The sequence below is a fragment of the Bradyrhizobium sp. USDA 326 genome, assembly GCF_049739485.1.
GTDB lineage: Bacteria > Pseudomonadota > Alphaproteobacteria > Rhizobiales > Xanthobacteraceae > Bradyrhizobium.
In genome coordinates this window covers 6405908-6430563 of the sequence record NZ_JBMGQA010000001.1, presented here as the reverse complement: position 1 = coordinate 6430563, position 24656 = coordinate 6405908, and the positions used below count along the sequence as shown (strand labels likewise).

The 24656-nt window shown below is 63.7% G+C and carries 26 protein-coding genes; 14 read left to right on the top strand and 12 right to left on the bottom strand.

Annotation, left to right across the window (positions count from 1 at the left end; all coding sequences use genetic code 11):
- The first annotated feature begins 3 nt into the window (after positions 1 to 3).
- The 4 genes from asnB (at position 4) to ABIG06_RS30315 (ending at position 4982) form a co-directional block, all read left to right on the top strand.
- The gene (gene asnB, locus ABIG06_RS30330; protein WP_424578466.1) at positions 4 to 1947 is read left to right on the top strand and encodes an asparagine synthase (glutamine-hydrolyzing); all 1944 of its coding nucleotides are present in this window, start codon (positions 4 to 6) and stop codon (positions 1945 to 1947) included.
- Positions 1948 to 1972: 25 nt separating this feature from the next.
- Positions 1973 to 2791, top strand: a complete 819-nt coding sequence (locus tag ABIG06_RS30325; RefSeq protein WP_124160884.1) for a class I SAM-dependent methyltransferase — start codon at positions 1973 to 1975, stop codon at positions 2789 to 2791.
- On the top strand, positions 2788 to 4449 hold the full coding sequence (locus tag ABIG06_RS30320) for a hypothetical protein (RefSeq protein WP_370139672.1): 1662 nt from the start codon (positions 2788 to 2790) through the stop codon (positions 4447 to 4449). Before ABIG06_RS30325 ends, ABIG06_RS30320 begins: the two co-directional genes overlap by 4 nt.
- A gap of 314 nt (positions 4450 to 4763) precedes the next feature.
- Positions 4764 to 4982: a hypothetical protein gene (locus ABIG06_RS30315; protein ID WP_370139671.1), complete on the top strand. Its 219-nt coding sequence runs from the start codon at positions 4764 to 4766 to the stop codon at positions 4980 to 4982.
- A gap of 55 nt (positions 4983 to 5037) precedes the next feature.
- On the opposite strand, the gene ABIG06_RS30310 is transcribed toward ABIG06_RS30315, so the two are convergent.
- Positions 5038 to 6309: a hypothetical protein gene (locus ABIG06_RS30310; RefSeq protein WP_370139670.1), complete on the bottom strand. Its 1272-nt coding sequence runs from the start codon at positions 6307 to 6309 to the stop codon at positions 5038 to 5040.
- 114 nt (positions 6310 to 6423) lie between these two features.
- On the opposite strand from ABIG06_RS30310, the gene ABIG06_RS30305 reads away from it, so the two are divergent.
- Entirely contained in the window at positions 6424 to 6651 is a 228-nt protein-coding gene (locus ABIG06_RS30305) for a DUF2171 domain-containing protein (protein ID WP_124160880.1), read from the top strand.
- 117 nt (positions 6652 to 6768) lie between these two features.
- Here the strand turns inward: ABIG06_RS30305 and ABIG06_RS30300 are convergent, their stop codons facing one another.
- Complete coding sequence (locus ABIG06_RS30300; RefSeq protein WP_124160879.1) at positions 6769 to 6990, bottom strand: hypothetical protein; 222 nt, start codon at positions 6988 to 6990, stop codon at positions 6769 to 6771.
- A 549-nt stretch (positions 6991 to 7539) separates the two neighbouring features.
- Between ABIG06_RS30300 and ABIG06_RS30295 the strand changes: the two genes are divergently transcribed.
- Complete coding sequence (locus ABIG06_RS30295; RefSeq protein ID WP_199751550.1) at positions 7540 to 7701, top strand: hypothetical protein; 162 nt, start codon at positions 7540 to 7542, stop codon at positions 7699 to 7701.
- A 180-nt stretch (positions 7702 to 7881) separates the two neighbouring features.
- On the opposite strand, the gene ABIG06_RS30290 is transcribed toward ABIG06_RS30295, so the two are convergent.
- The 4 genes from ABIG06_RS30290 to ABIG06_RS30275 all read right to left on the bottom strand — a co-directional run bounded on the left by ABIG06_RS30290 (position 7882) and on the right by ABIG06_RS30275 (position 9600).
- Complete coding sequence (locus ABIG06_RS30290; protein WP_370139668.1) at positions 7882 to 8049, bottom strand: hypothetical protein; 168 nt, start codon at positions 8047 to 8049, stop codon at positions 7882 to 7884.
- 68 nt (positions 8050 to 8117) lie between these two features.
- Positions 8118 to 8873, bottom strand: a complete 756-nt coding sequence (locus tag ABIG06_RS30285; RefSeq protein ID WP_370139667.1) for a hypothetical protein — start codon at positions 8871 to 8873, stop codon at positions 8118 to 8120.
- Between the two features lie 183 nt (positions 8874 to 9056).
- Positions 9057 to 9287: a hypothetical protein gene (locus tag ABIG06_RS30280; RefSeq protein WP_424578465.1), complete on the bottom strand. Its 231-nt coding sequence runs from the start codon at positions 9285 to 9287 to the stop codon at positions 9057 to 9059.
- Between the two features lie 76 nt (positions 9288 to 9363).
- Positions 9364 to 9600, bottom strand: a complete 237-nt coding sequence (locus tag ABIG06_RS30275) for a hypothetical protein (RefSeq protein WP_124160876.1) — start codon at positions 9598 to 9600, stop codon at positions 9364 to 9366.
- Between the two features lie 265 nt (positions 9601 to 9865).
- Between ABIG06_RS30275 and ABIG06_RS30270 the strand changes: the two genes are divergently transcribed.
- Entirely contained in the window at positions 9866 to 10213 is a 348-nt protein-coding gene (locus ABIG06_RS30270; RefSeq protein WP_370139666.1) for a DUF6481 family protein, read from the top strand.
- Positions 10214 to 10340: 127 nt separating this feature from the next.
- On the opposite strand, the gene ABIG06_RS30265 is transcribed toward ABIG06_RS30270, so the two are convergent.
- Positions 10341 to 10586, bottom strand: coding sequence for a pentapeptide MXKDX repeat protein (locus ABIG06_RS30265; protein WP_124160874.1), 246 nt, complete (start codon positions 10584 to 10586; stop codon positions 10341 to 10343).
- A 318-nt stretch (positions 10587 to 10904) separates the two neighbouring features.
- Here ABIG06_RS30265 and dctP point away from each other — a divergent pair, with 318 nt between their 5' ends.
- Genes dctP through ABIG06_RS30250 form a run of 3 tightly spaced genes read left to right on the top strand, consistent with a single transcriptional unit; the run spans position 10905 to position 13836 of the window.
- Complete coding sequence (gene dctP, locus ABIG06_RS30260; RefSeq protein ID WP_124160873.1) at positions 10905 to 11927, top strand: TRAP transporter substrate-binding protein DctP; 1023 nt, start codon at positions 10905 to 10907, stop codon at positions 11925 to 11927.
- On the top strand, positions 11924 to 12481 hold the full coding sequence (locus ABIG06_RS30255; protein WP_424578464.1) for a TRAP transporter small permease: 558 nt from the start codon (positions 11924 to 11926) through the stop codon (positions 12479 to 12481). The genes dctP and ABIG06_RS30255 overlap by 4 nt, the downstream gene beginning before the upstream one ends.
- Positions 12478 to 13836 (top strand): TRAP transporter large permease, encoded by a 1359-nt coding sequence (locus ABIG06_RS30250; protein WP_124160871.1) that lies wholly within the window; start codon positions 12478 to 12480, stop codon positions 13834 to 13836. The genes ABIG06_RS30255 and ABIG06_RS30250 overlap by 4 nt, the downstream gene beginning before the upstream one ends.
- A gap of 110 nt (positions 13837 to 13946) precedes the next feature.
- On the opposite strand, the gene ABIG06_RS30245 is transcribed toward ABIG06_RS30250, so the two are convergent.
- Positions 13947 to 14630, bottom strand: coding sequence for a GntR family transcriptional regulator (locus ABIG06_RS30245; protein ID WP_124160870.1), 684 nt, complete (start codon positions 14628 to 14630; stop codon positions 13947 to 13949).
- Positions 14631 to 14860: 230 nt separating this feature from the next.
- On the opposite strand from ABIG06_RS30245, the gene ABIG06_RS30240 reads away from it, so the two are divergent.
- From ABIG06_RS30240 to ABIG06_RS30225, 4 genes are all read left to right on the top strand, one after another.
- Complete coding sequence (locus tag ABIG06_RS30240; protein WP_370140944.1) at positions 14861 to 15469, top strand: TRAP transporter small permease; 609 nt, start codon at positions 14861 to 14863, stop codon at positions 15467 to 15469.
- Positions 15469 to 16734, top strand: coding sequence for a TRAP transporter large permease (locus ABIG06_RS30235; RefSeq protein ID WP_370139664.1), 1266 nt, complete (start codon positions 15469 to 15471; stop codon positions 16732 to 16734). Before ABIG06_RS30240 ends, ABIG06_RS30235 begins: the two co-directional genes overlap by 1 nt.
- Positions 16735 to 16756: 22 nt before the next feature.
- Positions 16757 to 17740: a TRAP transporter substrate-binding protein gene (locus ABIG06_RS30230; RefSeq protein ID WP_370139663.1), complete on the top strand. Its 984-nt coding sequence runs from the start codon at positions 16757 to 16759 to the stop codon at positions 17738 to 17740.
- A 75-nt stretch (positions 17741 to 17815) separates the two neighbouring features.
- Positions 17816 to 18742 (top strand): dihydrodipicolinate synthase family protein, encoded by a 927-nt coding sequence (locus ABIG06_RS30225; protein ID WP_370139662.1) that lies wholly within the window; start codon positions 17816 to 17818, stop codon positions 18740 to 18742.
- Positions 18743 to 18846: 104 nt separating this feature from the next.
- Here ABIG06_RS30225 and ABIG06_RS30220 read toward each other — a convergent pair whose 3' ends face one another.
- From ABIG06_RS30220 to ABIG06_RS30205, 4 genes are read right to left on the bottom strand one after another with little or no spacing between them, the layout of a single operon-like run.
- Positions 18847 to 19758, bottom strand: a complete 912-nt coding sequence (locus tag ABIG06_RS30220; RefSeq protein ID WP_370139661.1) for a hydroxymethylglutaryl-CoA lyase — start codon at positions 19756 to 19758, stop codon at positions 18847 to 18849.
- A gap of 1 nt (position 19759) precedes the next feature.
- Entirely contained in the window at positions 19760 to 21763 is a 2004-nt protein-coding gene (locus ABIG06_RS30215; protein WP_370139660.1) for an acetyl/propionyl/methylcrotonyl-CoA carboxylase subunit alpha, read from the bottom strand.
- 4 nt (positions 21764 to 21767) lie between these two features.
- Positions 21768 to 23372: a carboxyl transferase domain-containing protein gene (locus ABIG06_RS30210; protein ID WP_370139659.1), complete on the bottom strand. Its 1605-nt coding sequence runs from the start codon at positions 23370 to 23372 to the stop codon at positions 21768 to 21770.
- 23 nt (positions 23373 to 23395) lie between these two features.
- Positions 23396 to 24523, bottom strand: coding sequence for an isovaleryl-CoA dehydrogenase (locus ABIG06_RS30205; protein ID WP_124161024.1), 1128 nt, complete (start codon positions 24521 to 24523; stop codon positions 23396 to 23398).
- Positions 24524 to 24656: the final 133 nt, after the last annotated feature.

Below are 24656 nucleotides of genomic sequence, written 5' to 3'. Positions count from 1 at the left end.
ATCATGTGCGGCATTGCGGGCATCTATTCCAGCGATCGCAGGCTCGCCTGCGAGGGATCGGTGCGCGCCATGGTCGCCGCTCTACACCATCGCGGCCCGGACGACAGCAGCATCTTGATCGCTCCGGGAGTAGCACTCGGCCATGCGAGGCTGGCGATCCGCGATCTCAGCATCGATGGGCGGCAGCCTTTCACCGATCCCTCCGGTCGGATAATCGTCAGCTACAACGGCGAGATCTACAACGACCGGGAAATCCGGACTGAATTGGCGCGCGACTTCGGATTCACGTTTCGAACCAGTTGCGACACCGAGATCATTCCGCTGGGCTACCTCGCATGGGGCGATCGGATATTCGATCGATTGGAGGGCATGTTCGCCGTCGCGCTCTGGGATCGGGATGAGCGGCGTCTGATCCTGGCGCGGGACGGCATCGGCATTAAGCCGCTCTATTACGCAGAAGACCGCGGCGTCGTTCGCTTCGCGAGCGAAATTAAGGGCATCTTTGCTGATCCAGCTCAGCCCCGCCAGGCCTCGGCGGCGGGGCTTCATGCTTTCTTCGCGATGGGTTACGTCGGACCGCAGGACACCACATTCGAAGGGGTGCACCAGATCGCGCCGGGAACCGTTGTCACCTACTGTGAGGGCAAGCGGACCGAACGGCGATTTTGGCGACCGACCAGAACTGCTGAGATCACCAGCATCGACGACGCGACAGTCGAGCTTGAACAGTTGTGGAGCAAGGTCGTTTCCGACCAGCTGGTGAGTGATGTCCCCGTCGGCGTGCTGCTCAGCGGCGGCATCGACAGTACGCTTGTTGCTTTGGGCGCCGACCGATCCGACGGCAGGCTGCCGATGTTCACAGCGAGCTTCGCCAACCAGGATTTCGACGAGACGCCGCTCGCTCGAATGGTGGCCGATACGATCGGGGCAAAGCTTCGCTCCGTCCAGGTCGAGATGCGCACCGACCTCGACGACCTTTTGGCGACGGTTGTCCATCACTATGATGGCCAGTCCTGCGACGAGGCTTCGCTGGCGCTGCTCCTGCTTTCGCAGGAAGTGAGAAAGAACGTGACAGTGGCGCTCACGGGTGACGGCGGCGATGAGTTTTTTGCCGGCTATCCAACATACACCGCATCGAAATGGGCGGCCCGTCTCGGCCCGCTTTTACCGTCAGGCGCCTGGAACCAGATTGGCCAGTTCTTCTACGGGTTCGGAGGGGCAGGACAAAAACGGCTTCCATTGTCAGCCATCGCATTCCGCTTTGCCTTCGGCATGGCCGCTGGTCCGAACGAAGCGCATGCCTGCTGGCGCCGCTACGTCCCGCAATTCATGCTTTCCAAACTTTACGGCAGCGCGTTGCGCCCTCTCCTCGGGGAGGATCCGTTCCGCGGCTACAAGGCGGAGATTGCAAACGCGGAAGGCGATCTCATCGATCGTTGTCTGGTTGCCGATCAGCGCTGGCACCTGCCGGCTGGACTTCTGCTGAAGTCTGACGCCATGAGCATGGCTCACTCGCTCGAGCTGAGGGTCCCGTTTCTCGACCGGCGGATCATGGACTTCGCAGGGCGCTGCCATGCCGATCTGCTGCTTTCACGGCAGGGCGAAAAGAAGGCCCTGTTGCGGCGCCTCGCCCGCCGGCTGAAAGCTCCCAGCGCAGTCACCGAGGGAGCCAAGCATGGCTTCAATGCGCCACTGGCCGGCCTGCTGCGCCACGAGCTGCGGTCGACCGCCGAGCGAATTTTTGAACGCGAAGCCGACGCCCTCGCCCCCTTCATCGTAGCGGACGAGGCGCGGCTGCTTTGGCGGGAACATGCCGAGCATCGACGCGATCATTCCTATGCGATTTGGCCGATTCTGCATTTCGGGATCTCCAGAACATTGTCGCGCAGTGTGGTGTCCACCCCGGCGGCCTCCGCTGATCTGAAGATGCTCGACTTCGGGACGTGACGACGAAAAGGGACGTACCAGTATAATGCAGCACGATCGGGCGGCAAGAAACAGCGATCGCGATCAGACCATCCACGACTTCGGAGAGCAATGGACGCGCCACACGGAGAACCCGGACTATTACGGCAGCGTTGAACTGTTCGCCGACATCATCGCGCCGTTTCTGACACTCGAAGATATCAAAGACCGCAGATGCGCCGACATCGGGTCGGGCACCGGGCGGATCGTCCTGATGATGCTCGCGGCCGGCGCCGCGTCGGTGACTGCCGTCGAGCCCAGCCGGGCCTACGACGTTCTCGTGCGCAACACGGCAAAAGCCGCTGACCGCGTGCGCAGCCTCAATGTGACGGGAGAAGCACTTCCCAAGGATGATTTCGACCTTATCCTGTCAATCGGCGTGCTTCATCATATTCCGGAGCCGCGGCCTGTGGTGAAAGCAGCGTACGAAGCGCTTCGTCCGGGCGGAAAGATGCTGGTCTGGCTTTACGGCCATGAGGGCAGCCGCACTTACCAGAGCATCTTCGTGCCGATCCGCTTCGTCACCAGGAACCTGCCCGTCGTCGTGAACGAAACGCTCGCCTGGCTACTCTATCCCGTTGTTCTCGCTTATGCGGCACTCGCCGGCCGCTGGCCCGGACTGCCGTTGTCGAACTATCTGGCAAATGTCTTCATGCGTTTCCCGCCGGCCGAGCGGCGGCTCGTCATCGTCGACCAGATCAATCCCCGCTGGGCAAAATTCTACAAGCGCGAGGAGGCTGAAGCGTTGCTGCGGGATGCGGGCTTCAAGAACGTAAGGCTGCATCATCGGCACGGCTATTCCTGGACCGTGTGCGGGACGAAATGAGGAATGGCCAGGAGCAAACGGGCTCGCAGACCGGCTCACGCGTAAAAACCTCGCGGATTTCGTGGCTTGCAGATCATATCTTTTGGCCCGCCATCTGGTTAGCGGCCGTTGCTCTGGCGGCGCTGGTTCATCTTGCTTTCTTCGTGGCATGGCCCGACAACTTCATTCACGAAGACAGCGCGGCATATCTTGACGAGACCCGCGCCATTCTGACGGGCCATTACGCGGAGGACATGAACGGCCGCCCCTACGGGCTGGCTTTCTTCTTTTTCATGCTATCCAAGCTTTTCGCGCCAGATATCCGCCTCTTCGTGGCAGCCCAGCATGTAATGTCGGTTGCGACGGGGTTACTGATCGCAGCGATCGTCCGCTTCGCAGGAGCGCCCCGAACATTTTCGCTGCTCGCCTTCCTGCTGGCGACGCTCTATGCGCGAACAATCCACTACGACAATACGATCGGCGCCGAGACTACGTCGGTCTTCCTAATGAGTCTGGCTGCGTTCATGGCGGCTGGCATAGTGTTCCGGAACTGGTCGCCGTTTCGCGCCGCAGCGGGAATCGGACTCAGCATCGGGGCCGTGATGCTTTGCCGGTCCGCCGCCGTGGGCGCGGGATTCGCGATCCTGCTGTGGCTATTATTGGCGCTCGACATGCGTCTGGTTCGCCGGCTCGCCGTGTTGGCCGTCGCGACCGGCTTCGGCCTGGCCGTGTATGCAATTCCCATCGCCATCAACGCGATTGTCGAAAAGCGGCCGGCAACTGACGTCGTAAGCGTGATGGCTTTTGTGATCGGTTATTCCGGCGATTTCGACCACGGAGTCCATCTGGAGCGCAAGGCGCAGGCGAGGCAGTTTGTCACCGCGATGCGCGGCGCTGACGGTCCGCAAGGCTGGGCTGACATCGAGCAGTATCAATGGCCGCTCTATGCGATCGAGCGCATGCGCCGGCCTGGCGACAGCAAGGCTGATTTTGAACGTATCGTGCGGGACATCTTCGTTGAAACGGTGACCACGCCCTCGACCCTGTGGAGACACGTCAGCCAACATTTCACGCGCGAAATGTTCTTCCTCCTGTTCGACGGCAATTATCCGGCGAGTCGGGCCTCTAGGCCCGACGATTACGAGTACTTCGTCAAACGCGATGTGTTTGAGATCTTCCACAGCCCTACCGGGCTGAAGAGCGGAACTCTGATTCGTGACCACTATGACCCGCCTGCGGTATTGTCGCGGCTACTGCCGTCGGCCGATGGGCTGCAGGCGTTCCTGCACAAGCTGTTCAGCCTCGGCTATGCACCTCGCTACGATCGGGCACCGCTCTGTTGCGGATTATCGATCTCCAGCGAATACGATTTTCTGCCGGGGCCTATTCGCTGGTTGTCGGCGGGCACCTTGCTGCTTGCCGCACTGCTGCTTGCATGCAGGATTTTTGATCGACCGGAACGGAACGCGCGGCTGACACGCAATCTGGCCGCAGCTGGCATATTGATGCTCATGCTGGCTTTCATCAATGCAGCGTTTCCAGCGTTTCTGGTCTATGGTTTCAATCGATACGCCTATTACGTGACTCCGTTCATGGCAGGGGCATGCGGCATCCTCGCCGCCGTGCTGGTTCTGCTCGTCCGACGGCATCGTCATCGCGCGCCAATGAGTCGTTTCTGACCACATGCCGGCGCCTCTGCGCGCCGGCCGTTCTTTTCCTGTCGCCATTAGCGGTGACTGCAACTCGGCCAGGCTGGTGCTTCAGGAAATGACGGATAGTGAAATCCGAGATCGATGGCTTCTTGGCGGACGCCAAACGCCGCATGCGTCGGGCGTAATTCCGAACCCGCAGCTTCCTGCTGACGCCGTCCAGTTCTTCACGAATGCGTGGGTAACTCCGCTCCGGCCTTTGAACCGAGCACATCAGCCCTATCTATCGGCCGGGCGAACTGCACCCGAAAAGGATCCCGATGCGTCAATCGGAGTGGACGAGAATGGCGATCGCATCCGCGGTGGCGATCGTCGCGATGTCGTATTTGGCCATTGACGCAGGCGTCGTGAGTCTCAACGTGGTCAAGAAGCCCATCGAGATGGCGCAGGCATCGATCGTCGGCGCCGCGGTGGGGCAGCATCACCTGGCCTTCGCGGTTCAAGAGTGGGCGCGTCGCAGCCACGAGAAGCCGGCGCTGGAGCAGTGCCTGGCGATCGATTGATACGAGGCGCGCCCTCGCGCGGCTCTTGACGTGGCCACGCCATTCATCCCTCACCTCACGCCTGATGCGCCAGCCACCACCGCGCAATTGCGGTGGCCAGATCATTCCAAAGCTCCGTCGGAAGATCGGGGACCGCCACCCGGACGCTATACTGGTCCGTGGTCGCATCGTGAAACCATTCGGTCGCCGCGAAATCGAAGCCGAAGCTGCCGGCGTGGCGAATGGGGAACCCCTCCCCGCGCAATTCGCTGCTCATCTTTTCGGCCGCCTGCCGCGCTGCCGCCTCGTCGAGCACGCGCTTTCCCCGGAGGGTCACGTACAGACCGTGGGTGAAATGAAGCTCGGCCGAGAGCGCCGGGAGCTTCGCGGCGAAATATCGAGCCGTGCTGCGGCCGTTGCGCAAGATCGCCGCGACACGCCTCTTCGTGAGGGCCCAGTACGCCGCACTGCCTGCAAAGGGCGGGAAATGCGCCGGCAACGCCGCGCCGCCGAGCAGCCGCACCGCGCTTCGCGTTTCGGACGCAAGGCGTGCCCATTCGACGCCCCCTGCCCGCTGCTGATGCTCGCTCCCTTGCTCGAAAACGGCTGAGCCGAGGCGGCCATATTCCGCTCCGAGCGAATCGAGCTTGTTGTGGCTTCGCACCAGCACCAGCGGAACTCCGTATCGCCGGGCCCATCTCAGGACACGCCTGATACGGCCTGACCTGCCGGCGAAGCATGTCGTGTCGAAAACCAGGAGATCGAGACCCGAGCCGTCACAGCGCAGCGCCGCCTCGAAAGCGCCGGCGAAGGAGCAGGAATCCAACAGAAGTATCCGCGGCGCGTTCGCCGGAGCAAACGCATCGCCCAGGGGCAGCTTCAAGGCTTCGAGCCGCATATGCGGGACGAAGCCCCGGATCAGCTCCAGCGTCTCTCCATAGGAGCCTGGAAGCACCAGAACATCAGCCTTCTCGACGATTTGCGCGGAGGCGAGCAGCACGGCGGAGATCGCGGCCATGCCTGAGGCGGTATAGATCGCAGTGCTCCTGCAGCCGCAGTCGAACTCATAGAACGAAGGACCGCGCACCGTAAGATCGGCCCGCTGGTAGTCGTAACTGAACTCGAACGGCCCGCTGGCGGGAGCGGCCGTATGCGACCAGGCTGTCTCCGTCGCCTTCCATTCATGCAATTCGTGCTCCGCCCTCAGCGCCGCAGCGATCTGGAATTTGGACCTGACCACCTCGTCGACGGAACGCGGACACGCCAAATCGAGCCGGCTTCTCAGGCAGTCATTCAACAGCCCGAGTTCCTCGTGCTTTCGCTCCAGATAGGCTCGAACGGTCTCCATGAGCTTCTTGACAGATCCGATGGGGCGTCAACGTCTGGAAAACGCCCTGGGTCCAACGCGCCCGCTGCAACGAACACGCGTCTTTGCAGTTGAATCCATGCAAAGGAGAACAGCATGACCGACATCAGAGAGCACATGAAGATCATCGGCAAGGACGGCGCACATGTCGGCACCGTCGATCGCGTCGAGGGCAATCGCATCAAGCTGACGCGCAGGGACAGCCCGGAAGGTCACAAGGATCATCATCACTACATCGACAGGAAATATGTCGGTGCCGTCGAAGGCGATATCGTCAAACTGTCGGTGAATGCCGACGCCGTACCGAAGACGGAAGCCGCCTGAAACACTGAGCCCCTTCGGGGGCTTTTTGTTTGTTCACGATCCGACTCCCCTTCGTTCGCAAAGCACGAATCGCGATCACATTTTGCGGAGCCGAGGATTCGTTAACGACTGGTTCAATCAGATCGATCCTGCACTCACTAACATAGGCCGCAACCGATAAGCATCGATGGCGGCATTCGACAGCAGCAGCCTGCGTCGCTCTCCACGCAACATCATGCGGTCGATCCGGTTCAAGATGAAGCGGGCGGAATCCTTGGTCTCGCCCGTGAGCAGGCCGGACTGGTCGAGATATCGCCAGGCGATCTCGAAGGACTGTGCGCGTAACTCGGGATCGGTCATAGCCGCACAACGCTGCCGCGGAACGAATGTTCCTGCGCGCCAAGCGCGCGAGCCGTACAGGAGTTCAACGCCCGCGGATCGACGCGGAACGAACACGTGATCAGAGCGTTGAACGACCGACTTGAGTGGTGCCGACCTGCCAACCCCGGTCGGCTTTGAAGAACCCCGTGCTTGTCCCCCGAGCACGGGGTTTTTCTCATGTCGGCCGCCTATCCAATCCGAGAGATGCGCCCGGCTGAAGAATGCTCATCCTGCGGATCGCGGGCGAGTTGATGCCACGCCAGGGCCAGCCGGATAAGCCGTTGCCGGTCGGCGCCTTCGGCCTCCGCGGCCCGCTTCATCGCGGCCTCGGCTTCGTGCTGTGGATCATACCCGGTGTACATGGGGCCGACCCTAGCCGGCCATCTGGACGAGCGCGTGACCGTTTCGTCCGTATGATTGCGGGGTGGTGTCTTCGGGCCTCATGGACAGATCTGTGAACTACGTCACAGCCTGTTGCCGGCATCTCCGCTAAACGTTGCCTGGACGCTTCTTGGGTGAGGTCGGGTCATGACACGCAAAGCAGCCACGGAAGTCATCGTCCAGAGGCAGCGACATGGCTCGAACCTGCTCGGCATCGCGTATCTCGGCACCATCGGCGTCGTCATGCTGGCCTGGATCGGCAGCCTGGTCTGGGCCACGATCGCATTCTTCGGCTGGCTCGTGTCCTGATGTCCGAGGCGATTGACTATCGCTTTCGCCCATAAAGGTTGCGGACGCCGGTTGCGTGCTACGACACGATCCGGACAATTGTGCAGCGGTTTTCCCTCGCGACGCGCGGAACGCGTTTGCGCGGAGATCATGCTCAAACAATAACCTAAAGCGTCTGTTTCATCCTGAGCTCATTGCGCTTTAGAACAGGCAAGGCAGCGCCTGAGAGAGTTTGATCCCGCCGCAAACGATCATGGCCCAGAGCGCCACGCTGATCTGGATGGCATCCAGCATGTCCCACATCCCCCGAATCATCCGACATTTTTCTTTTGAAATTTGCGCGGGGCCGCCACCGGCGCCAGCACTCATTTGAGCCTGCGCCCAAAAAAAGAGGCGGGCCTGGGCCCGCCTCCGCGCTCCAAATCCGCTTGGAAAACTCAGTAGCACGCGCGGGGATCAGCCTGCACGTATTGGCCGTTCGGATAGCGATAGTAGCAGGTGCCCTGCGCCCAATAGTATCCGGGCTGGGATGCAGCGGTGGCACCGGCGATTGCGCCCGTCGCACCGCCGAGAACCGCGCCCGCGGCGGCCCCCGTTGCGTTGCCCGAGATCAGGCCGCCCAGCACGCCGCCGACGATCGCGCCGCCAAGCGCGCTGGCACCGGGATCAGCCGGAGGCGGAGGCGGAGGTGGCGGCGCGTAGGCGACGGGGGGCGGGGCATAGGCCACCGGCACGTCATCGATATAGTCCTCGGAGATGTAGGCAGGCGGGCCAGCCACCCGTTGCGGATAATAATACCAGACGCCACCAACGTCCCACCACCAGCCGGAACGGCCGTTGCGGACCTCATGACGCCAGCGGCCGCCTTCCCAGGCGCGATTGCCGCGATAGGTGTGTCCGCCCCAGTCACGTTCCGGAGCGGGCCCGCGAGCGATGTGACGTCCCGGCGGCGGCCCGCCGGCATTGTGCCGACCGGGACCCGCATGGGGCTGGTCAGCGGGCCGGGCCGCCTGCTGCGGAGGACTTTGGCGCATGTTCTGATTGGGCGGGGGTGGCGCGCCCACGCCCTGGCGGCCTGGCGGCGGAGCGGCATCCCTCGACGGCCTTGCGTCCTGAGCTTGCGCCGAAACCGCCAGCAACGACATGGCCGAAACCAGCGGAATAACGATCTTCATGCGTTTGGACGCACTCATGCGTGCTCGCCCCCTACTCTCTCGATGGCCGTCGTGCCCGGCGCGATAGACGATTCGCCGCGCACCGGGTTGATACCGGCCGACATAACTGACCTGCTTGATCGGCTAAGTCCCGTTACAAATGATTAAGATCACGGCAATTTTTGGCCGCAACGGCTTCCGGCGGGCCACGTTGAAGCGCCTCTAGCGAGCCGGCTCGATCACGTTGCAATTGCTTCGCCCGGACATCAGGCAATCCTGCATCTTGCTGGCTGCGGTGAGATCCCGGGCAAGCCACCAGCCGACGCCAAGAATCACGATCGCGATGATCAATCCAGCGATGGCGCCGCGACGGTCGTCACCGGGCTGGCGCTCGGATCTACGGTCTCGTCGCGGACTAGGATTCTCGCCGGGTTCGGATTTGGGCTTGGACATGGCCGCCTGATCGCGCTGGCAAACCGGCTTTATCACCTCTGCGGCGTCGCGTCACATCCCGATCAGCCTGCCCCATTCAGCCTCGGGGCGGCGCTGTCGCGTCCTTGCGCGAGGTTTCGACCGCCGGGATCGCCCGCTGGACCCGCGGTGCGCAGGTCGTTAGCACGAATGCGGTCTGGCTGCATTCCCAGCCCGCGCCCAGCACGGCACTGTCGACCGGCTGCGGGCGCGCGACGAGCACGGCGGCACCGGCCACGCTTGCCAGGACGAAGGCGATTGCGAGCGCCTTCAGGCTCGGTCGGAAGGTCATCATGCCCGTGCTCCGTCTCGTTCCGGGCGGACGCTAGGCGTCGCGCTCGTGCTCCCTTATGAGGGACATCACAATTCAGCAGTTTTTCCGGGCTACGAGAGATCGTCGGGGAGGCGATTTTTCGTTGACCTGATCGGCTGCGATTATGGGTGGCTTCGCGACGCGCGCCGATGTACACGCTACAGCGTCGCGTGGCGCCTGCTATGCCCAGCCGACGTACCAACAGGCACCGATGTAGGATCGAAAGCGAGGAAGACAAGGCTCGTAGATGAGTGGATTCAGGGAACCCGGCTTCACAGACCGGCAAAGGGCGGCGCAGGAAGCCCGCAAAAATCTTTTGAACAAATTCAAGTCGCAACCGGGACCCGACGATCCGGCGGTGCTGGCGCGCCGTGCTGAACGCGAGGCACTCGCGGCCAAGCGCGCCGAGGCGAAGGCTGCGCGCGAGGCGGAGAAGGCCGAGCAGAAGCGCCTCGAGGAAGAAGCCAAGGCTGCCGAAGCCGCACGGATCGCGCGCGAGGCTCAGGAAGCCACCGAGAGAAAGGCTGCGCTCGAAGCCGAGCAAAAGGCCAAGCGCGACGCGCGCTACGCCGCCCGCAAGGCGAAGCGCAAGTAAGGTGCGCTCGTAACGTCCTATTGAACCTGAACTAAAGCATAGTTCCGGAGGCGGTCCCAAATGCCGCCTCCGAGATTCGAGAGTGCGCTGCCCGCCCAAGGCAGGCGCTGCGCGATGACGCCGGTGATCAATTCTTCTTCATCATCCCGTCGTCTTTCTTCATGCCGTCCTTCGACATGTGATCCTTCTTCATCATTCCGTCCTTGGACATGGTGTCCTTCTTCATCATGCCGTCCTTGGACATCGTGTCTTTCTTCATCATGCCGTCATCCTTGCCCATCTTGTCCTGAGCGAAGGCGGCCGGGGCAAACGCGAGGCCAAGCGAGAGAGCGGCAGCCGAGACGCCGAGCACGATGCGGGTGCGAATGGTCATGGTTCAACTTCCCTTCGAGATGGTGTTTGTCAGCGACGGACGCCGCTATCCAATCTCGACGGATCGCCAGCCGGCGTTGTTACGCCCCCGCCGGTAAATTTTGACGAGCCTGGTGCTATCCGGCGTTCGGCGTGGTCCCGCTCGCAACAGGGATGGGAGTGTGCAGCGCAGCACGGCCGGCACTTGCCCGGACATTCGGTCTCGAACTATCAGATGAAAGAATATCGGGTGAAAGACCGGCTAGGATGGGCCCACGTGCCGGTCTCAAGGACTAAGTCCAAATCGCACAAACAAGAATCGTCCAAGGAAACCATAACCATGCTCACGCGCCGCCATCTGCTCGCGACCGCCGTCGCCGCGCCCGCCATCCTCCGCTTCGGCACCGGTACGGCGCAGGCCGCCACCACGCTGAAGATCTCGCACCAGTTCCCGGGCGGCACCATCGACAAGGGCGATTTCCGCGACCGGCTCTGCCGCATGTTCGCCGCCGAAGTCAGTAAGCGCAGCAATGGCGACATCGCCGCCGAGATCTATCCAAACTCCTCGCTGATCAAGACCAACGCGCAGTTCTCCGCGATGCGCAAGGGCGCGCTCGACATCAGCCTCTATCCGATGCCCTATGCCGGCGGCGAGGTGCCGGAAACCAATATCGGCCTGATGCCGGGCCTCGTGACCACCTACGACCAGGGCCTGCGCTGGAAGAAGGAGCCGGTCGGCAAGGCGCTGACCGATTTCCTCGCCGACAAGGGCATCATCCTGCTCACCTGGGTCTGGCAGGCCGGCGGCGTTGCCAGCCGCTCCAAGCCAATCGTCGCGCCTGAAGATGCCAAGGGCATGAAGGTGCGCGGCGGCTCGCGCGAGATGGACATGGTGCTTCAGACCGCCGGGGCCTCGGTGCTGTCGGTCCCCTCCAACGAAATCTACGCGGCGATGCAGACCGGCGCCTGCGATGCCGGCATCACCTCCTCGACGAGCCTGATCTCGTTCCGCCTGGAAGAGGTCGCGAAGTCGCTGACCTCGGGCGCGGGCGCCTCCTACTGGTTCATGCTCGAGCCGCTGATGATGTCGAAGGCGATCTTCGACAAGCTGCCGAAGAACCATCAGGATATCCTGCTCGCGGTCGGCACCGAGCTCGAAGCCTTCGGACGCAAGGGCGCACAGGATGACGACGTCGAGGTCGCCAAGGTCTACGAGAAGGCCGGCGCCAAGGTCTCGGTGCTCGATGCCGCCACGGTCGGCAAGTGGCGCGACATCGCCCGTGACACCGCTTGGAAGGACTACAGCGCCAAGACCGCGACCGCCGCAAACCTGCTCAAGCTCGCCATCGACGTCGCAGCATGAGCCACGGTCCGCTTCCGGATCGTGACGACCATGCAATCGCTGCCGCAGGCACAGGCCCTGCGGCGGCGATCGATCGCGGTCTTGCCATCCTCAACAGCATCATCGTCGTGTTCGCCGCGATCGCACTGGTCGCGGCCTGCGCCATCCTGAGTTACAGCGTGCTCAGCCGCGCGCTGTACAAGGCTGCCAATTACTGGCAGGACGAGGCGGCCGTGTTCCTGCTGGTTGGCGCGACCTTCATGACGGCCGCCTATGTTCAGCAGAACCGCGGTCACATCGGCATCGAAGCCTTCGTCGGCCTGCTGTCACCGCTGGCGAACCGGATCAGGCTCTGGCTGGTCGACGCAGCTACCTTCCTGTTCTGCGCCTTCTTCACCTGGAAATCCTGGACACTGGCCCATGAGGCCTATGTCGACGGCCAGGTCTCCAATTCGATGTGGTCGCCGCCGCTCGCCATCCCCTACTCGCTGATGGCGCTCGGGATGAGCCTGCTCTGCCTCCAGATCCTCGTGCAGCTTGCGCTGCTGCCCTTTACCGGAGCCAAGCGGCCATGAGCGTTTTCGGCATTGGCCTCGCCTACGGCATCGCGACGCTGCTGGTGATGTTCTCAGGGATGCCGATCGCGTTCGCGCTCGGCGCGGTCGCGGTCGTGTTCATGGGCATCTACATGCCCTCGGCCTCGCTCGATACGGTCACGCAGAACGTCTACGAGGAAATGGCCTCGATCACGCTGTTGTCGATCCCCCTCTTCATCCTGAAGGGCGCGGCGATCGGCAAGTCGCGCGCCGGCCAGGATCTCTATTCGGCGCTGCACGCCTGGCTGCATCGGGTGCCCGGCGGCCTCGGCGTCGCCAACGTGTTCGCCTGCGCGCTGTTTGCGGCAATGGCGGGCTCCTCGCCCGCGACCTGCTCGGCGATCGGCTCGGCCGGCATCCCCGAGATGCGCAAGCGCGGCTATTCCGGCGGCTTTGCCGCAGGGATCATTGCCGCCGGCGGCACGCTCGGCATCCTGCTGCCGCCGTCGATCACCATGATCCTGTTCGCGGTCGCCGCCGAAAAGTCGTTGGGGCGGCTGTTCCTGGCCGGCATCGGGCCTGGCCTGCTGCTGGTCACGCTGTTCGGCGCCTACGCCGTGATCCGCTTCCGGCAGGAATATGCCGCGGCCGAGGCGGTCTACAAGAATGGTGGCCCCGAGGCCGCGATCCTGACCCGCGACGAGTACACGCTGGCCGAGCGCTTCAGCGTGCTGCCGCGGGTGATCCCGTTCGTGCTGCTGCTCACCGGCGTCATGATCGCCCTCTATGGCGGCTACGCCACGCCGTCGGAGACGGCGGGCCTCGGCGGCCTCCTCGCGCTGGCGCTGATCGCCGTGATCTACAGCGTGTGGCGGCCGAGCGACCTTGCCCCCATCATGAAATCGACGATCCGGGAATCGACCATGCTGATGATGATCATCGGCATGTCGCTGCTCTATTCCTATGTGATGAGCTATCTGCACATCTCGCAATCGGTCGCCGAATCCATCGTCGCGATGCACCTGCCGCGCTGGGAGCTGCTGTTCGCGATCCTCGTCATGGTGGTCGTGCTCGGCTTCTTCCTGCCGCCGGTGTCGATCATTCTCATGACCGCGCCGATCATCCTGCCGCCCCTGCGCGCCGCGAATTTCGACATCATCTGGTTCGGCGTGGTCATGACCATCGTGATGGAGATGGGGCTGATCCATCCGCCCGTCGGCCTCAACATCTTCGTCATCCGCAACGTCGCGCCGGATATTCCCTTGCGCGAGGTGATCTGGGGCACCCTGCCGTTCGTGCTGCTGATGATGCTCGCGGTGCTGCTGCTGTGCTTCGTGCCGGGGATCTCGACCTGGCTGCCGGACCTCGTGATGGGGCCGGACGGGAGCAGGTAGAAGCTGTCACCGGTGCTGTAGGGTGGATTAGCCGAAGGCGTAATCCACCTCTTCTGCCGCTGCGGAGACAAACAGCGGTGGGTTACGCTTTCGGCTAACCCACCTACGAGCTACGAATTGTCCTTCCGACGCCCCTTCGGCGCGTTCGCCACGACCTGCAGCAGATCCTTGCGCACGGCTTCGATGTGCCGCTCCAGGAAGCGGCAGGCCTCCTCCACCTTCTGCGCGCGGCAGAGTGCGATCAGATGGGCGTGTTCCTTCTCCGCAATGCCCATCGCCTTGGTGTTAGAGAGCTGCAGACGCGTATAGCGGTCGCTGGTCTGGAGCAGCGACAGCACGATCGCGCGGGTGCGCGGCTGCGGCGCGTGCACGTAGAGCGCCATATGGAAGTCGGCGTTGAGCTGGCCCCATTCACTGACGTTCCTCGCCTTGATCGCCTTCTCGAAGCTCCGGTGGATGTCGTCGAGCCCGTCGAAATCGTCTGGCGTGAAGCGAGGCGCCGACTGCGCCAGCAATCGCGGCTCCAGGATGCGGCGCAGGTCGAAGACGTCGTTGATCTCATCCAGTGACAGCTCGGAGACGATGGCGCCTTTCTGCGGCACGATCCGCACCAGGCCTTCGGCCTCGAGCTGAAACAGCGCCTCGCGCACCGGGATGCGGCTGACGCCGTAAGCATCTCCGAGCGCGTCCTGGCGCAGTTGCGATCCGGCCGGATACGTGCCGTCGAGGATCGCCTGGCGGAGCTGGTCGACGATCGCAGCCGAAAGGGTGCGATGCTTCAGAGGCTGTTTCATCTGACCTTCTGTTGTCCTTCCCGACTCGTTCGGCCGACGCGGTCCCTGTCTTGCATGTCGAGGTGCCCGGCAAAAGCCGGGCGCTCCAAAGCAAAGTGCCCAGCAAAGGCGCGCCCTGCCGCAGAAATGACCGCAAACTTCGTTTGACTCCCAAAATGTATAAATTATACATTTGGTAATCGCACGACAATTCTTCGGGAGTTGGGGCCTCTTTCATGATCGAGCAGACCATGCCGGCCACGCGCGCGCTCAGCCTCCGACGCATGATCGTCCGGATGTCGAGCGCCCTGCTCGCCTGCGAGCGGCTCGCGCTGATGGGGCTGATGTACCTGCTTACCGGCCTGATCCTGGTGAACGTCGTCACCCGCTACTCGCACTTCCCGATCTACTGGATCGATGAATCCGCCGTTTATTGCGTGGTCTGGCTGACCTTCATCGGGGCGTCCGCGATGACGCGGCTGCGGCTCGACTTCGCGGTGACCATGCTGACGGAGCGACTTTCCGCTCAGCACCAGAAATGTGCAAAAGTGATCTCGACCGGCCTCGTCGTCATGTTCGGTGTCGCCCTGATCGTCACCTGTGTGCTCTGGATGGACCCGGTTGGTCTCGCCCGCGCCGGCTTCGACGGGCGCAAGCTCGCCGCCGAGACATTCAATTTCCTCTACACCGAGCGCACCCAGACGCTGAACTGGCCAACCTGGGTGCTCTATCTGACGCTGCCGATCTTCGCGGTGACGATGACCATTCACGGTCTCGCCAATCTGCTCGAAGATCTCGAGCTGGTTCCGCGCACCGCACCGAAAGGCTTTCAGCTCTCCGAGCTGGACGGGGTCAACTGATGATCACATCGGCAGCCTTCATGGCGTTCATGCTGGTCGGCGTGCCGATCGGCCTCTGCCTGTGCCTCGCCGGCCTCGTCTACATCGCGGCATCCGGCAATCCGGTGCTGTTCCAGTCCTATCCGCTCCAGCTGTTCGGCGGCGTCGACAGCTACGGCCTGATCGCCATCCCGCTCTTCATCTTGATTGGCGAGATCATGAATGGCGGCGGCATCACGCGGCGCATCGTCGACATGGCGATGGCCTTCGTCGGCTCGCTCAAGGGTGGGCTCGCCTACGTCAACATCCTCGCCAATATGTTCATCTCCTCCATCCTGGGATCCGCGACCGCGCAGGTCGCGATAATGGCCCAGATCATGGTCCCGGAGATGGAGAAGAAGGGCTACGACAAGACCTTCGCCGCAGGCCTCACCGCCTATGGCGGCATGCTTGGCCCGATCATCCCTCCTTCCGTGATGTTCGTGGTCTACAGCGTGCTCGCTCAGGTGTCGGTCAGCGACATGCTGATCGCCGGCATCGTGCCGGGCGTCATTCTCACCGTGATGTTCTGCCTCGTCATCGCGCTGATGGGATACGTCTACAACTATCCCCGCGCGGAGTACCAGACGCCGCGCCAGCGCATCATGACGATCCTGCGGACCTCGCCGACGCTGCTGATCCCGATCGTCATCGTCGGCACCATTCTCGGCGGGCTCGCCAAGGCCACGGAATCGGCGGCGGTCGGCGCGGTCGCTGCGGCATTGGTCGGAAAATACTGGACCAGGGAGTTCAAGTTCTCCCAGCTGCCGCAGATGATGCTGCGCAGCGCGATCTACTCGGCGATCGTGCTGTTCCTGGTCGCAGCCGCCGCCGTGTTCTCCTGGGTCCTGATCTTCGGAAAGGTGCCGCAGGAGACCGCCGCCTGGATCCAGACCGTCGCCAAGGATCCCGTCAGCTTCATGCTGATCTGCAACGCGATCCTGCTGGTGATCGGCACGGTGATCGACGGCATTCCCGGCCTGATCATGACCGTGCCGATCCTGCTGCCGGTGGCAACCGAAATCTATCACATCGACCCCCGGCAGTTCGGCGTCGTGGTGGTGATCAACCTCGTGCTTGGCCTTTTGTCGCCGCCGGTCGGACTCTGCTTCTTCGTCGCGGCCGCCGTCACCGGCGCCAAGCCCGGCAAGATGTTCATGGTGACGCTGCCCTTCTTCGTCATCTCCTGCGTCCTCCTGGTGCTGCTCTCGCTCTATCCCTCGCTCTCGCTGATCCTCGTCAAATAGGCCATCCAATAGGAGCCCGATCATGTCGCTTACACGCCGCCGCTTTCTCGCCGCCAGCGCCGCCGCCTCGGTGTTCGCACCGGCGCTGGCGCTCGCCCAGGCCAAGGAATTCCGCCTCGGCCTGATCACGCCTAATGGCCATTCCTGGAACAAGGCCGCGCTCAAATTCGGCGAGGATCTCAAATCCGCGACCAACGGCCGCCTGACATTGACCGTGTTCCATTCCGGCCAGCTCGGCAACGAGACCGCGATGATGCAGCAATTGCAGTCCGGCGCGCTCGACATGGGCTTCATCCAGGCCGCCGAGCTCGGCTCACGCGTGCCGCACATCGCCGCGATCAACGCGCCCTACATCGTCGGCTCGACGCCTTCGGTGGCGAAATTCGTGCGTCATCCAGCGGCGGTGAAACTGTTCGACGTGCTGCCGCAGGAAACCGGAACGATCGGACTCGGCTGGGGCATCACCGGGATGCGCGCCGTGTTCTCGTCCAAGGATCTGCACTCGCTCGCCGACATCAAGGGCATGAAGCTGCGCATCAACCCGACCCCGGTCTATCGCGATTTCTATTCCTCGCTGGGCGCGGCACCGACGCCGATCCCGACGCCGCAGGTGTTCGACGCCATGGCCAACGGCCAGGTCGACGGGCTCGAAGCCGACCTCGAATTCTCATGGAACCAGCGCTTCGACAAGGTGTCCAAGGTCATCCTGCAGATGAACGCCGTCTTCATGCCGATGGCGGCGGTCGTCTCCGGCCGGGTCTGGCAATCTCTCTCCGCAGCCGATCGCGAGCTGATCACCAAGACGATCAAGACGACGCTGGACGCGCAGATCGACGAGCTCGCCGGCAACGAGCCCGCGCTGATCGAGAACTTCAAGAACGCCCCGATCCCGATCCGCCAGGTCGACGCCAAGGACACCGAGGCCGTCATCGCGGAGTTCGACAAGGTCTGGCTGCCGAAAGCCCCCGTCCTCGCCGAGTTGCGCAAGGTCGGCGCGACCCTCTGATCCCACCCATCGCCGTCACGTCAACGCCCGGCGGATCGAACGATCCGCCGGCACAATTCCAATCGGAGCCAAACAATGACCCCACGCATCTCCTGGGAAGGCGTCTTCCCGGCCGTCACCACGCAATTCAACGACGACCTGTCGCTCAATATCGACGCGACCGCCAAGGTCATGGACGGGTTGATCCGCGACGGCGTTTCCGGCCTGATCGTCTGCGGCTCGGTCGGCGAGAACACGTCGCTCGAGCGCAAGGAAAAGGTCGCGATCATGGAGGCCGCGAAGTCGGTCGCGGCCGGCCGCGTGCCAGTGCTGTGCGGCATCGCCGAATTCACCACGGCCTTTGCGGTCGAGACCGCCAGGGAAGCCGCGCGCATCGGCATCGACGGCGTGATGGTGATGCCGGCGCTGGTCTATTCCTCCAAGCCGCACGAGACCGCCGCGCATTTCCGCGCCGTCGCCAGCGCCACCGACCTGCCCGTGATGCTCTACAACAATCCGCCGATCTACAAGAACGACGTCACGCCGGACATTCTGGTCTCGCTCGCCGATGTCGAGACCGTCGTCTGCTTCAAGGATTCCTCCGGCGACACCCGCCGCTTCATCGACACCAGGAACATGGTCGGCGACCGCTTCGTCCTGTTCGCAGGGCTCGACGACGTCATCGTCGAGAGCGTTGCCATGGGCGCCGTGGGCTGGGTCTCCGGCATGTCGAACGCCTTCCCGCGCGAGGGCGAGACGCTGTTTCGCCTCGCCAAGGCTGGACGCTTCGCCGAGGCGATGCCGCTCTACGAATGGTTCATGCCGCTGTTGCACCTCGATGCACGCCCGGACCTCGTTCAGTGCATCAAGCTGTGCGAGCACATCATGGGCCGCGGCACCGCCCTGACCCGCCCGCCGCGCCTTGCGCTGCTGCCGCAGGAAAAGGCCGAGGTCGAAGCCATGATGGCCAAGGCGCTGAAGAACCGGCCGCGCCTGCCTGATGTCGGCCTGAAGGCGGCTTGAAGACTCTCTCAGTCGTCATTGCGAGGAGCCTTCGACGAAGCAAATCCAGACCGTCTCAACGGAGGGACTCTGGATTGCTTCGCTTCGCTCGCAATGACGGAAAATTAGGAAACGACTCGCTTCTTCTTCGCGTTCAGCGCGGACGCCACGCGGCTGACGGGCGGCTTGCCAAGCACGCCGCTCATCGCGTTGGTGGCCGCGAGCAGCTTCTCCATATCCACGCCCGTCTTCACGCCCATGCCTTCGAGCATGTAGACGACATCCTCGGTCGCGACGTTCCCAGTCGCGCCCGGCGCGTAAGGACAGCCGCCGAGGCCGCCCGCGGCGGCGTCAATGACGCGGACGCCCTGCTCCATCCCCGCATAGAGGTTGGCCAGCGCCTGGCCATAGGTGTCATGGAAATGCATCGCGAGTCTGGCGGGCGGGACGTTCGCACTGACCGCGCGCAACATCTCCTTCGCCTTGTCGGGCGTGCCGACTCCGATGGTGTCGCCGAGCGATATCTCGTAGCAGCCGAGCTCGAACAGCGTGCGCGCAAGATCAGCCACCGCCTTCGGCTTGATCTCGCCGTCGAAGGGGCAACCGAGCACGCAGGAGATATAGCCGCGCACGGGCACACCGTCGGCCTTCGCGCGCGCCAGCACCGGCTTGAACCGCTCGATGGACTCCGCGACCGTGCAGTTGATGTTCGCCCGCGAAAAACCTTCGGAAGCCGCCGCAAACACCGAGACCACTTTGGCGCCCGCGGCACGCGCGGCGTCGTAGCCTTTCTCGTTCGGCACCAGCACGTGGAATTCGGCGCCCTTCACATGAGCGACGCCTCGCAAAACGGCATCCGAACTCGCCATCTGCGGGATCGCCTTGGGCGACACGAAGGCGCCGACCTCGACCGTCTTGAGGCCGGCAGCGACCAGCGCCTCGACGAAGGCAATGCGGGCCTCGACGCTGACGGGCGTCTTCTCGTTCTGGAGACCGTCGCGCGGCCCCATTTCGATGATGCGGACGGGATCGCTCATGTCACTCTCCGGAAGGCTCGACCACGGCGAGCTCGACGCCCTCCTGGACGATGTCGCCGACCTTGCACTTGATCGACTGCAGCACGCCGGCAAAGGGCGCGCGCAGCGTCTGCTCCATCTTCATCACTTCCAGGGTCAGGATCGGCGCGCCCTTCTCGAGCTTCGCCCCCTCCTCGGCGAGCACGGCGACGACGGTGCCCGGCAGGGGCGCCGCGATCTTGTCCTCGCCGGCCTGCTCCTCGCTTTCGCCGCCGAACGGATCGACCCAGTGCAGGTCGAAGCGGCCATTGCGCGTGCGCAAGTAGAGCTCATGGCCATCGATCACGGCCGCGACTGCCGATTTGACGCCGTCGAGCGTCAAGTCGAAGCCGCCTTCCTTCGCCGCGGTCGTGAACGCCAGCTCGCGGTCGCCGATCACCAGCGTCGCGGGGCCACTCCCGTAGTTCAGCGTGATCTTCTGCTCCGGCCCGTGCCCGACGCGGAAGACAAAGCTGCGCTGGCGGCGGCTGACCGGTTGCCAGCCGAACGTCTGCCAGGGCGAACCCGCCTGCACACGGGCGGCCTTTTGCTCGTCATCGAGGATCGCGGCCACCGCGGCACAAAGCTCGAGCTCCCCGGGTGCCGGTGCAGCCTGTGTGAGGACCGCCAGCTCGCGCTCGATGAAGCCGGTGTCGATCGCATTCGTGCGCACCTTGGGATGCGTCATCAGCGCCGACAGGAATGGGATGTTCGTCACGATGCCGCGGACGTCGGACTCTTCCAGTCCCCGATTGAGCCGCTCGATCGCGACGTCCCGCGTCGGCGCCCAGGCGATCATCTTGGCCAGCATGGCGTCGTAGTACGGCGACACGCTGTCGCCCTCGCGATATCCGGCGTCGATGCGTAAGCCTCCGGCTTCTGCCGGCAACCGCCAGGTGGAGATCCGGCCCACCGACGGCATGAAGTTCTTGGTGGGATTCTCCGCATAGACGCGCGCCTCGACGGCATGGCCGTTGAGCCGGATCTCGTCCTGCTTCAGCGGCAACGCCTCGCCGAAGGCGACGCGCAGCTGCCACTCGACGAGGTCGATGCCCGATATCAGCTCGGTCACGGGATGCTCGACCTGGAGACGCGTGTTCATCTCGATGAAGAACACGTCCTTGCCGTCGGAGACGAATTCGATCGTGCCGGCCCCGACATAGTTCACCGCTCCGGCGGCCTTTCGCGCGGCGGCGCAGACCGTCTCGCGCTGCGCGGCATTGAGGGTCGGCGACGGCGCCTCCTCGATCACCTTCTGGTGCCGGCGCTGCAGCGTGCATTCGCGCTCGAACAGCGAGAGCAGATTGCCGTGGCTGTCGCCGATCACCTGCACCTCGATGTGCCGGGGATTGTCGACATATTTTTCGATCAGCATGCGATCATCGCCGAACGCCGCCAGAGCTTCGCGCTTGGCGCTGACGATGGCGGGCCCAAGCTCGGCCGCCGAACGCACGATGCGCATGCCGCGGCCACCGCCGCCGGCTGACGCTTTCACCAGGATGGGGAATCCGATCTTGTCCGCCGCCTTCGCAAGCGTCGTCTCGTCCTGGGCCTCGCCGTGATAGCCGGGCACCAGCGGCACGCCGGCCTTCTCCATCAACTCTTTCGAGCCGGATTTCGAGCCCATCGCCGTCATCATCCCGGCAGTCGGGCCGACGAACACCAGCCCGGCGTCGAAGCAGGCCCGCGCAAACTCGGCATTTTCCGACAGGAAGCCGTAGCCGGGATGCACGGCCTCCGCCCCCGTCTTCCGTGCGGCCTCGATCAGCCGCTCGACATTGAGATAGCTGTCGCGGGCCCGCGCCGGCCCGAGCAGCACGGCTTCATCGGCGAGCGCGACATGCATCGCGTCGCGGTCGGCCTCGGAATAGACGGCGACCGTGCGCAAGCCCATGGCGCGGGCGGTGCGGATGACACGGCAGGCGATCTCGCCGCGGTTGGCGATCAGGAGGGTGCGAAAACGGCGGTAGAGCTTTGAGCGGTCCATCGCATCACATCCTGAACAGGCCGAATTTCGTCGGCTCGATCGGCGCATTCGACGCCGCCGAGAGCCCGAGCCCGAGCACGAGCCGCGTGTCGGCGGGGTCGATCACCCCGTCGTCCCAGAGCCGCGCGGTCGCGTAATAGGGGTGCCCCTGGCTCTCATATTGCGCGCGAATGGGCTCGCGGAACTTGTCTTCCTCTTCCCTGGACCAGCTGTCGCCCTTGGCCTCGATATTGTCGCGGCGCACCTGGCTCAGCACCATCGAGGCCTGCTCGCCGCCCATCACCGAGATGCGCGCGTTCGGCCACATCCAGAGGAAACGCGGCGAGTAGGCGCGGCCGCACATGCCGTAATTGCCGGCGCCGTAGGAGCCGCCGATCACAACGGTGAACTTCGGCACCGAGGCGGTCGCGACCGCCGTCACCAACTTGGCGCCGTCGCGCGCGATGCCGCCGGCCTCGTATTTCTTGCCGACCATGAAGCCGGTGATGTTCTGCAGGAACACCAGGGGAATGCCGCGCTGGCAGCACAGCTCGATGAAATGCGCGCCCTTCAGCGAGCTCTCGCTGAACAGGATGCCGTTGTTGGCGATGATGCCGACCGGATAGCCCCAGATATGGGCGAAGCCGCACACCAGCGTCGTGCCGTAGAGTTTCTTGAACTCGTCGAATTCCGAGCCGTCGACGATGCGCGCGATGATGTCGCGCACGTCGAACGGCTTGCGGCCGTCGACAGGCACCACGCCATAAATCTCCTCCGCCGCAAACAGCGGCTCGCGCGGCGGATGCATGTTCAGGTGCGGCCGCGCCGACGGCTTCAGCGTGCCGACGATACGCCGGGCGATGCCGATCGCATGCGCATCGTTCTGGGCGTAGTGATCGGTCACGCCGGACTGGCGCGAGTGCACGTCGGCGCCGCCGAGTTCCTCCGCGCTCACCACCTCGCCGGTCGCGGCCTTCACCAGCGGCGGACCGCCGAGGAAGATGGTGCCCTGATTGCGCACGATGATGCTCTCGTCCGACATCGCCGGCACATAGGCGCCGCCGGCGGTGCAGGAACCCATCACGATCGCAATCTGCGGGATTCCTTGTGAGGACATCTGCGCCTGGTTGAAGAAGATGCGGCCGAAATGCCGCTCGTCCGGAAAGATCTCGTCCTGCAGCGGCAGGAAGGCGCCTCCGGAATCGACCATGTAGACACAAGGCAGATTGTTCTGCCGCGCGACGTCCTGCGCCCGCAGATGCTTCTTCACAGTCATCGGATAATAGGTGCCGCCCTTGATGGTGGCGTCATTGGCGACGATCACGCATTCGCGCCCTGAAATGCGCCCGACCCCCGTGATGACGCTCGCCGAGTGCACGTCGCCGCCATAGAGGCCATAGGCTGCCAGCGGCGACAGCTCCAGGAACGAGGTGCCGGGATCGACCAGCAGATCGACGCGCTGGCGCGCCAGCATCTTGCCGCGCGCGGTGTGGCGGTTGCGCGATACCTCGCCGCCGCCGCCGGCGACCTGGCTGAGCTTTTCGCGCAAGTCCGCGACGAGGCCGCGCATGGCCTCGGAATTGCGCGCAAAGTCGGATGAAGACGGATCGATGCTGGAATGGAGCGGCATGATGATTCCAATGAGGTGAACGTTTAAGCCGTCTCGGCCATCAGCTCGCGGCCGATCAGCATGCGTCGAACCTCCGAGGTGCCGGCCCCGATCTCGTAGAGCTTTGCATCACGCCACAGGCGCCCGACCGGGAATTCGGACGTGTAGCCGACCCCGCCCAGCGCCTGGATCGCCTCGCCCGCCATCCACGTCGCCTTCTCCGCGGAATAAAGGATCGCCGCGGCGGCGTCCTTGCGTAAGCTGCGCGCATGATCGGCGCGATCACAGGCGCGCCCCACCGCATAGACATAGGCACGCGTGGCCTGCCAGGTCGAATACATGTCGGCGAGCTTGCCCTGCATCAGCTGGAAATCGCCGATCGGCTGCCCGAACTGCTTGCGCTCGTGCATGTAGGGCACGACGGCGTCCATGCAGGCCGCCATGATCCCGAGCGGACCGCCCGAGAGCACCGCGCGCTCATAATCGAGGCCGGACATCAGCACCTTGACGCCCTCGCCCACCTTGCCGAGCACGTTCTCCTCCGGCACCTCGCACTCGTCGAAGAACAAGGGATAGGTGTTGGAGCCGCGCATGCCCAGCTTGTCGAGATGCTGGCCGTGGGTGAAGCCCTTGAAACCCTTCTCGATCAGGAAGGCCGTCATGCCGCGCGGGCCGGCGTCCGGATCGGTCTTGGCGTAGACGACCAGCACATCGGCATCGCCGCCATTGGTGATCCACATCTTGGAGCCGTTGAGCACGTAACGGTCGCCGCGCTTGTCGGCGCGCAGCTTCATCGAGACGACGTCGGATCCGGCGCCGGGCTCGGACATCGCGAGCGCGCCGACATGCTCGCCGGAAATCAGCTTTGGCAGATAGCGCTGCCGCTGCGCGTCGTTGCCGTTGCGGCGGATCTGGTTGACGCAGAGGTTGGAATGGGCGCCATAGGACAGCCCCACGGCCGCGGAGCCGCGCGAAATCTCTTCCATCGCGACGATGTGGGCGAGATAGCCCATGTTGGAGCCGCCATATTGCTCCGGCGCGGTCATGCCGAGCAGGCCGAGATCGCCGAAGCGCTTCCACAGGTCCGCCGGGAACAGATTGGCCTCCTCGATATCGGCCGCACGCGGGGTGATCTCTGCCTCGACGAAGGCGCGAAGCGTGTCGCGCAGCATGCCGATGTCTTCGCCCAGATCGAAATCGATACTCGGGATGTTCACGGCGATTCCTCCCTATTTTGGGCTCCGAACCTAGCCCGGTCCCGGCCTTCTTGCAGTCGAAAAGGTTGCATTTTCCGCCAAACTTCGC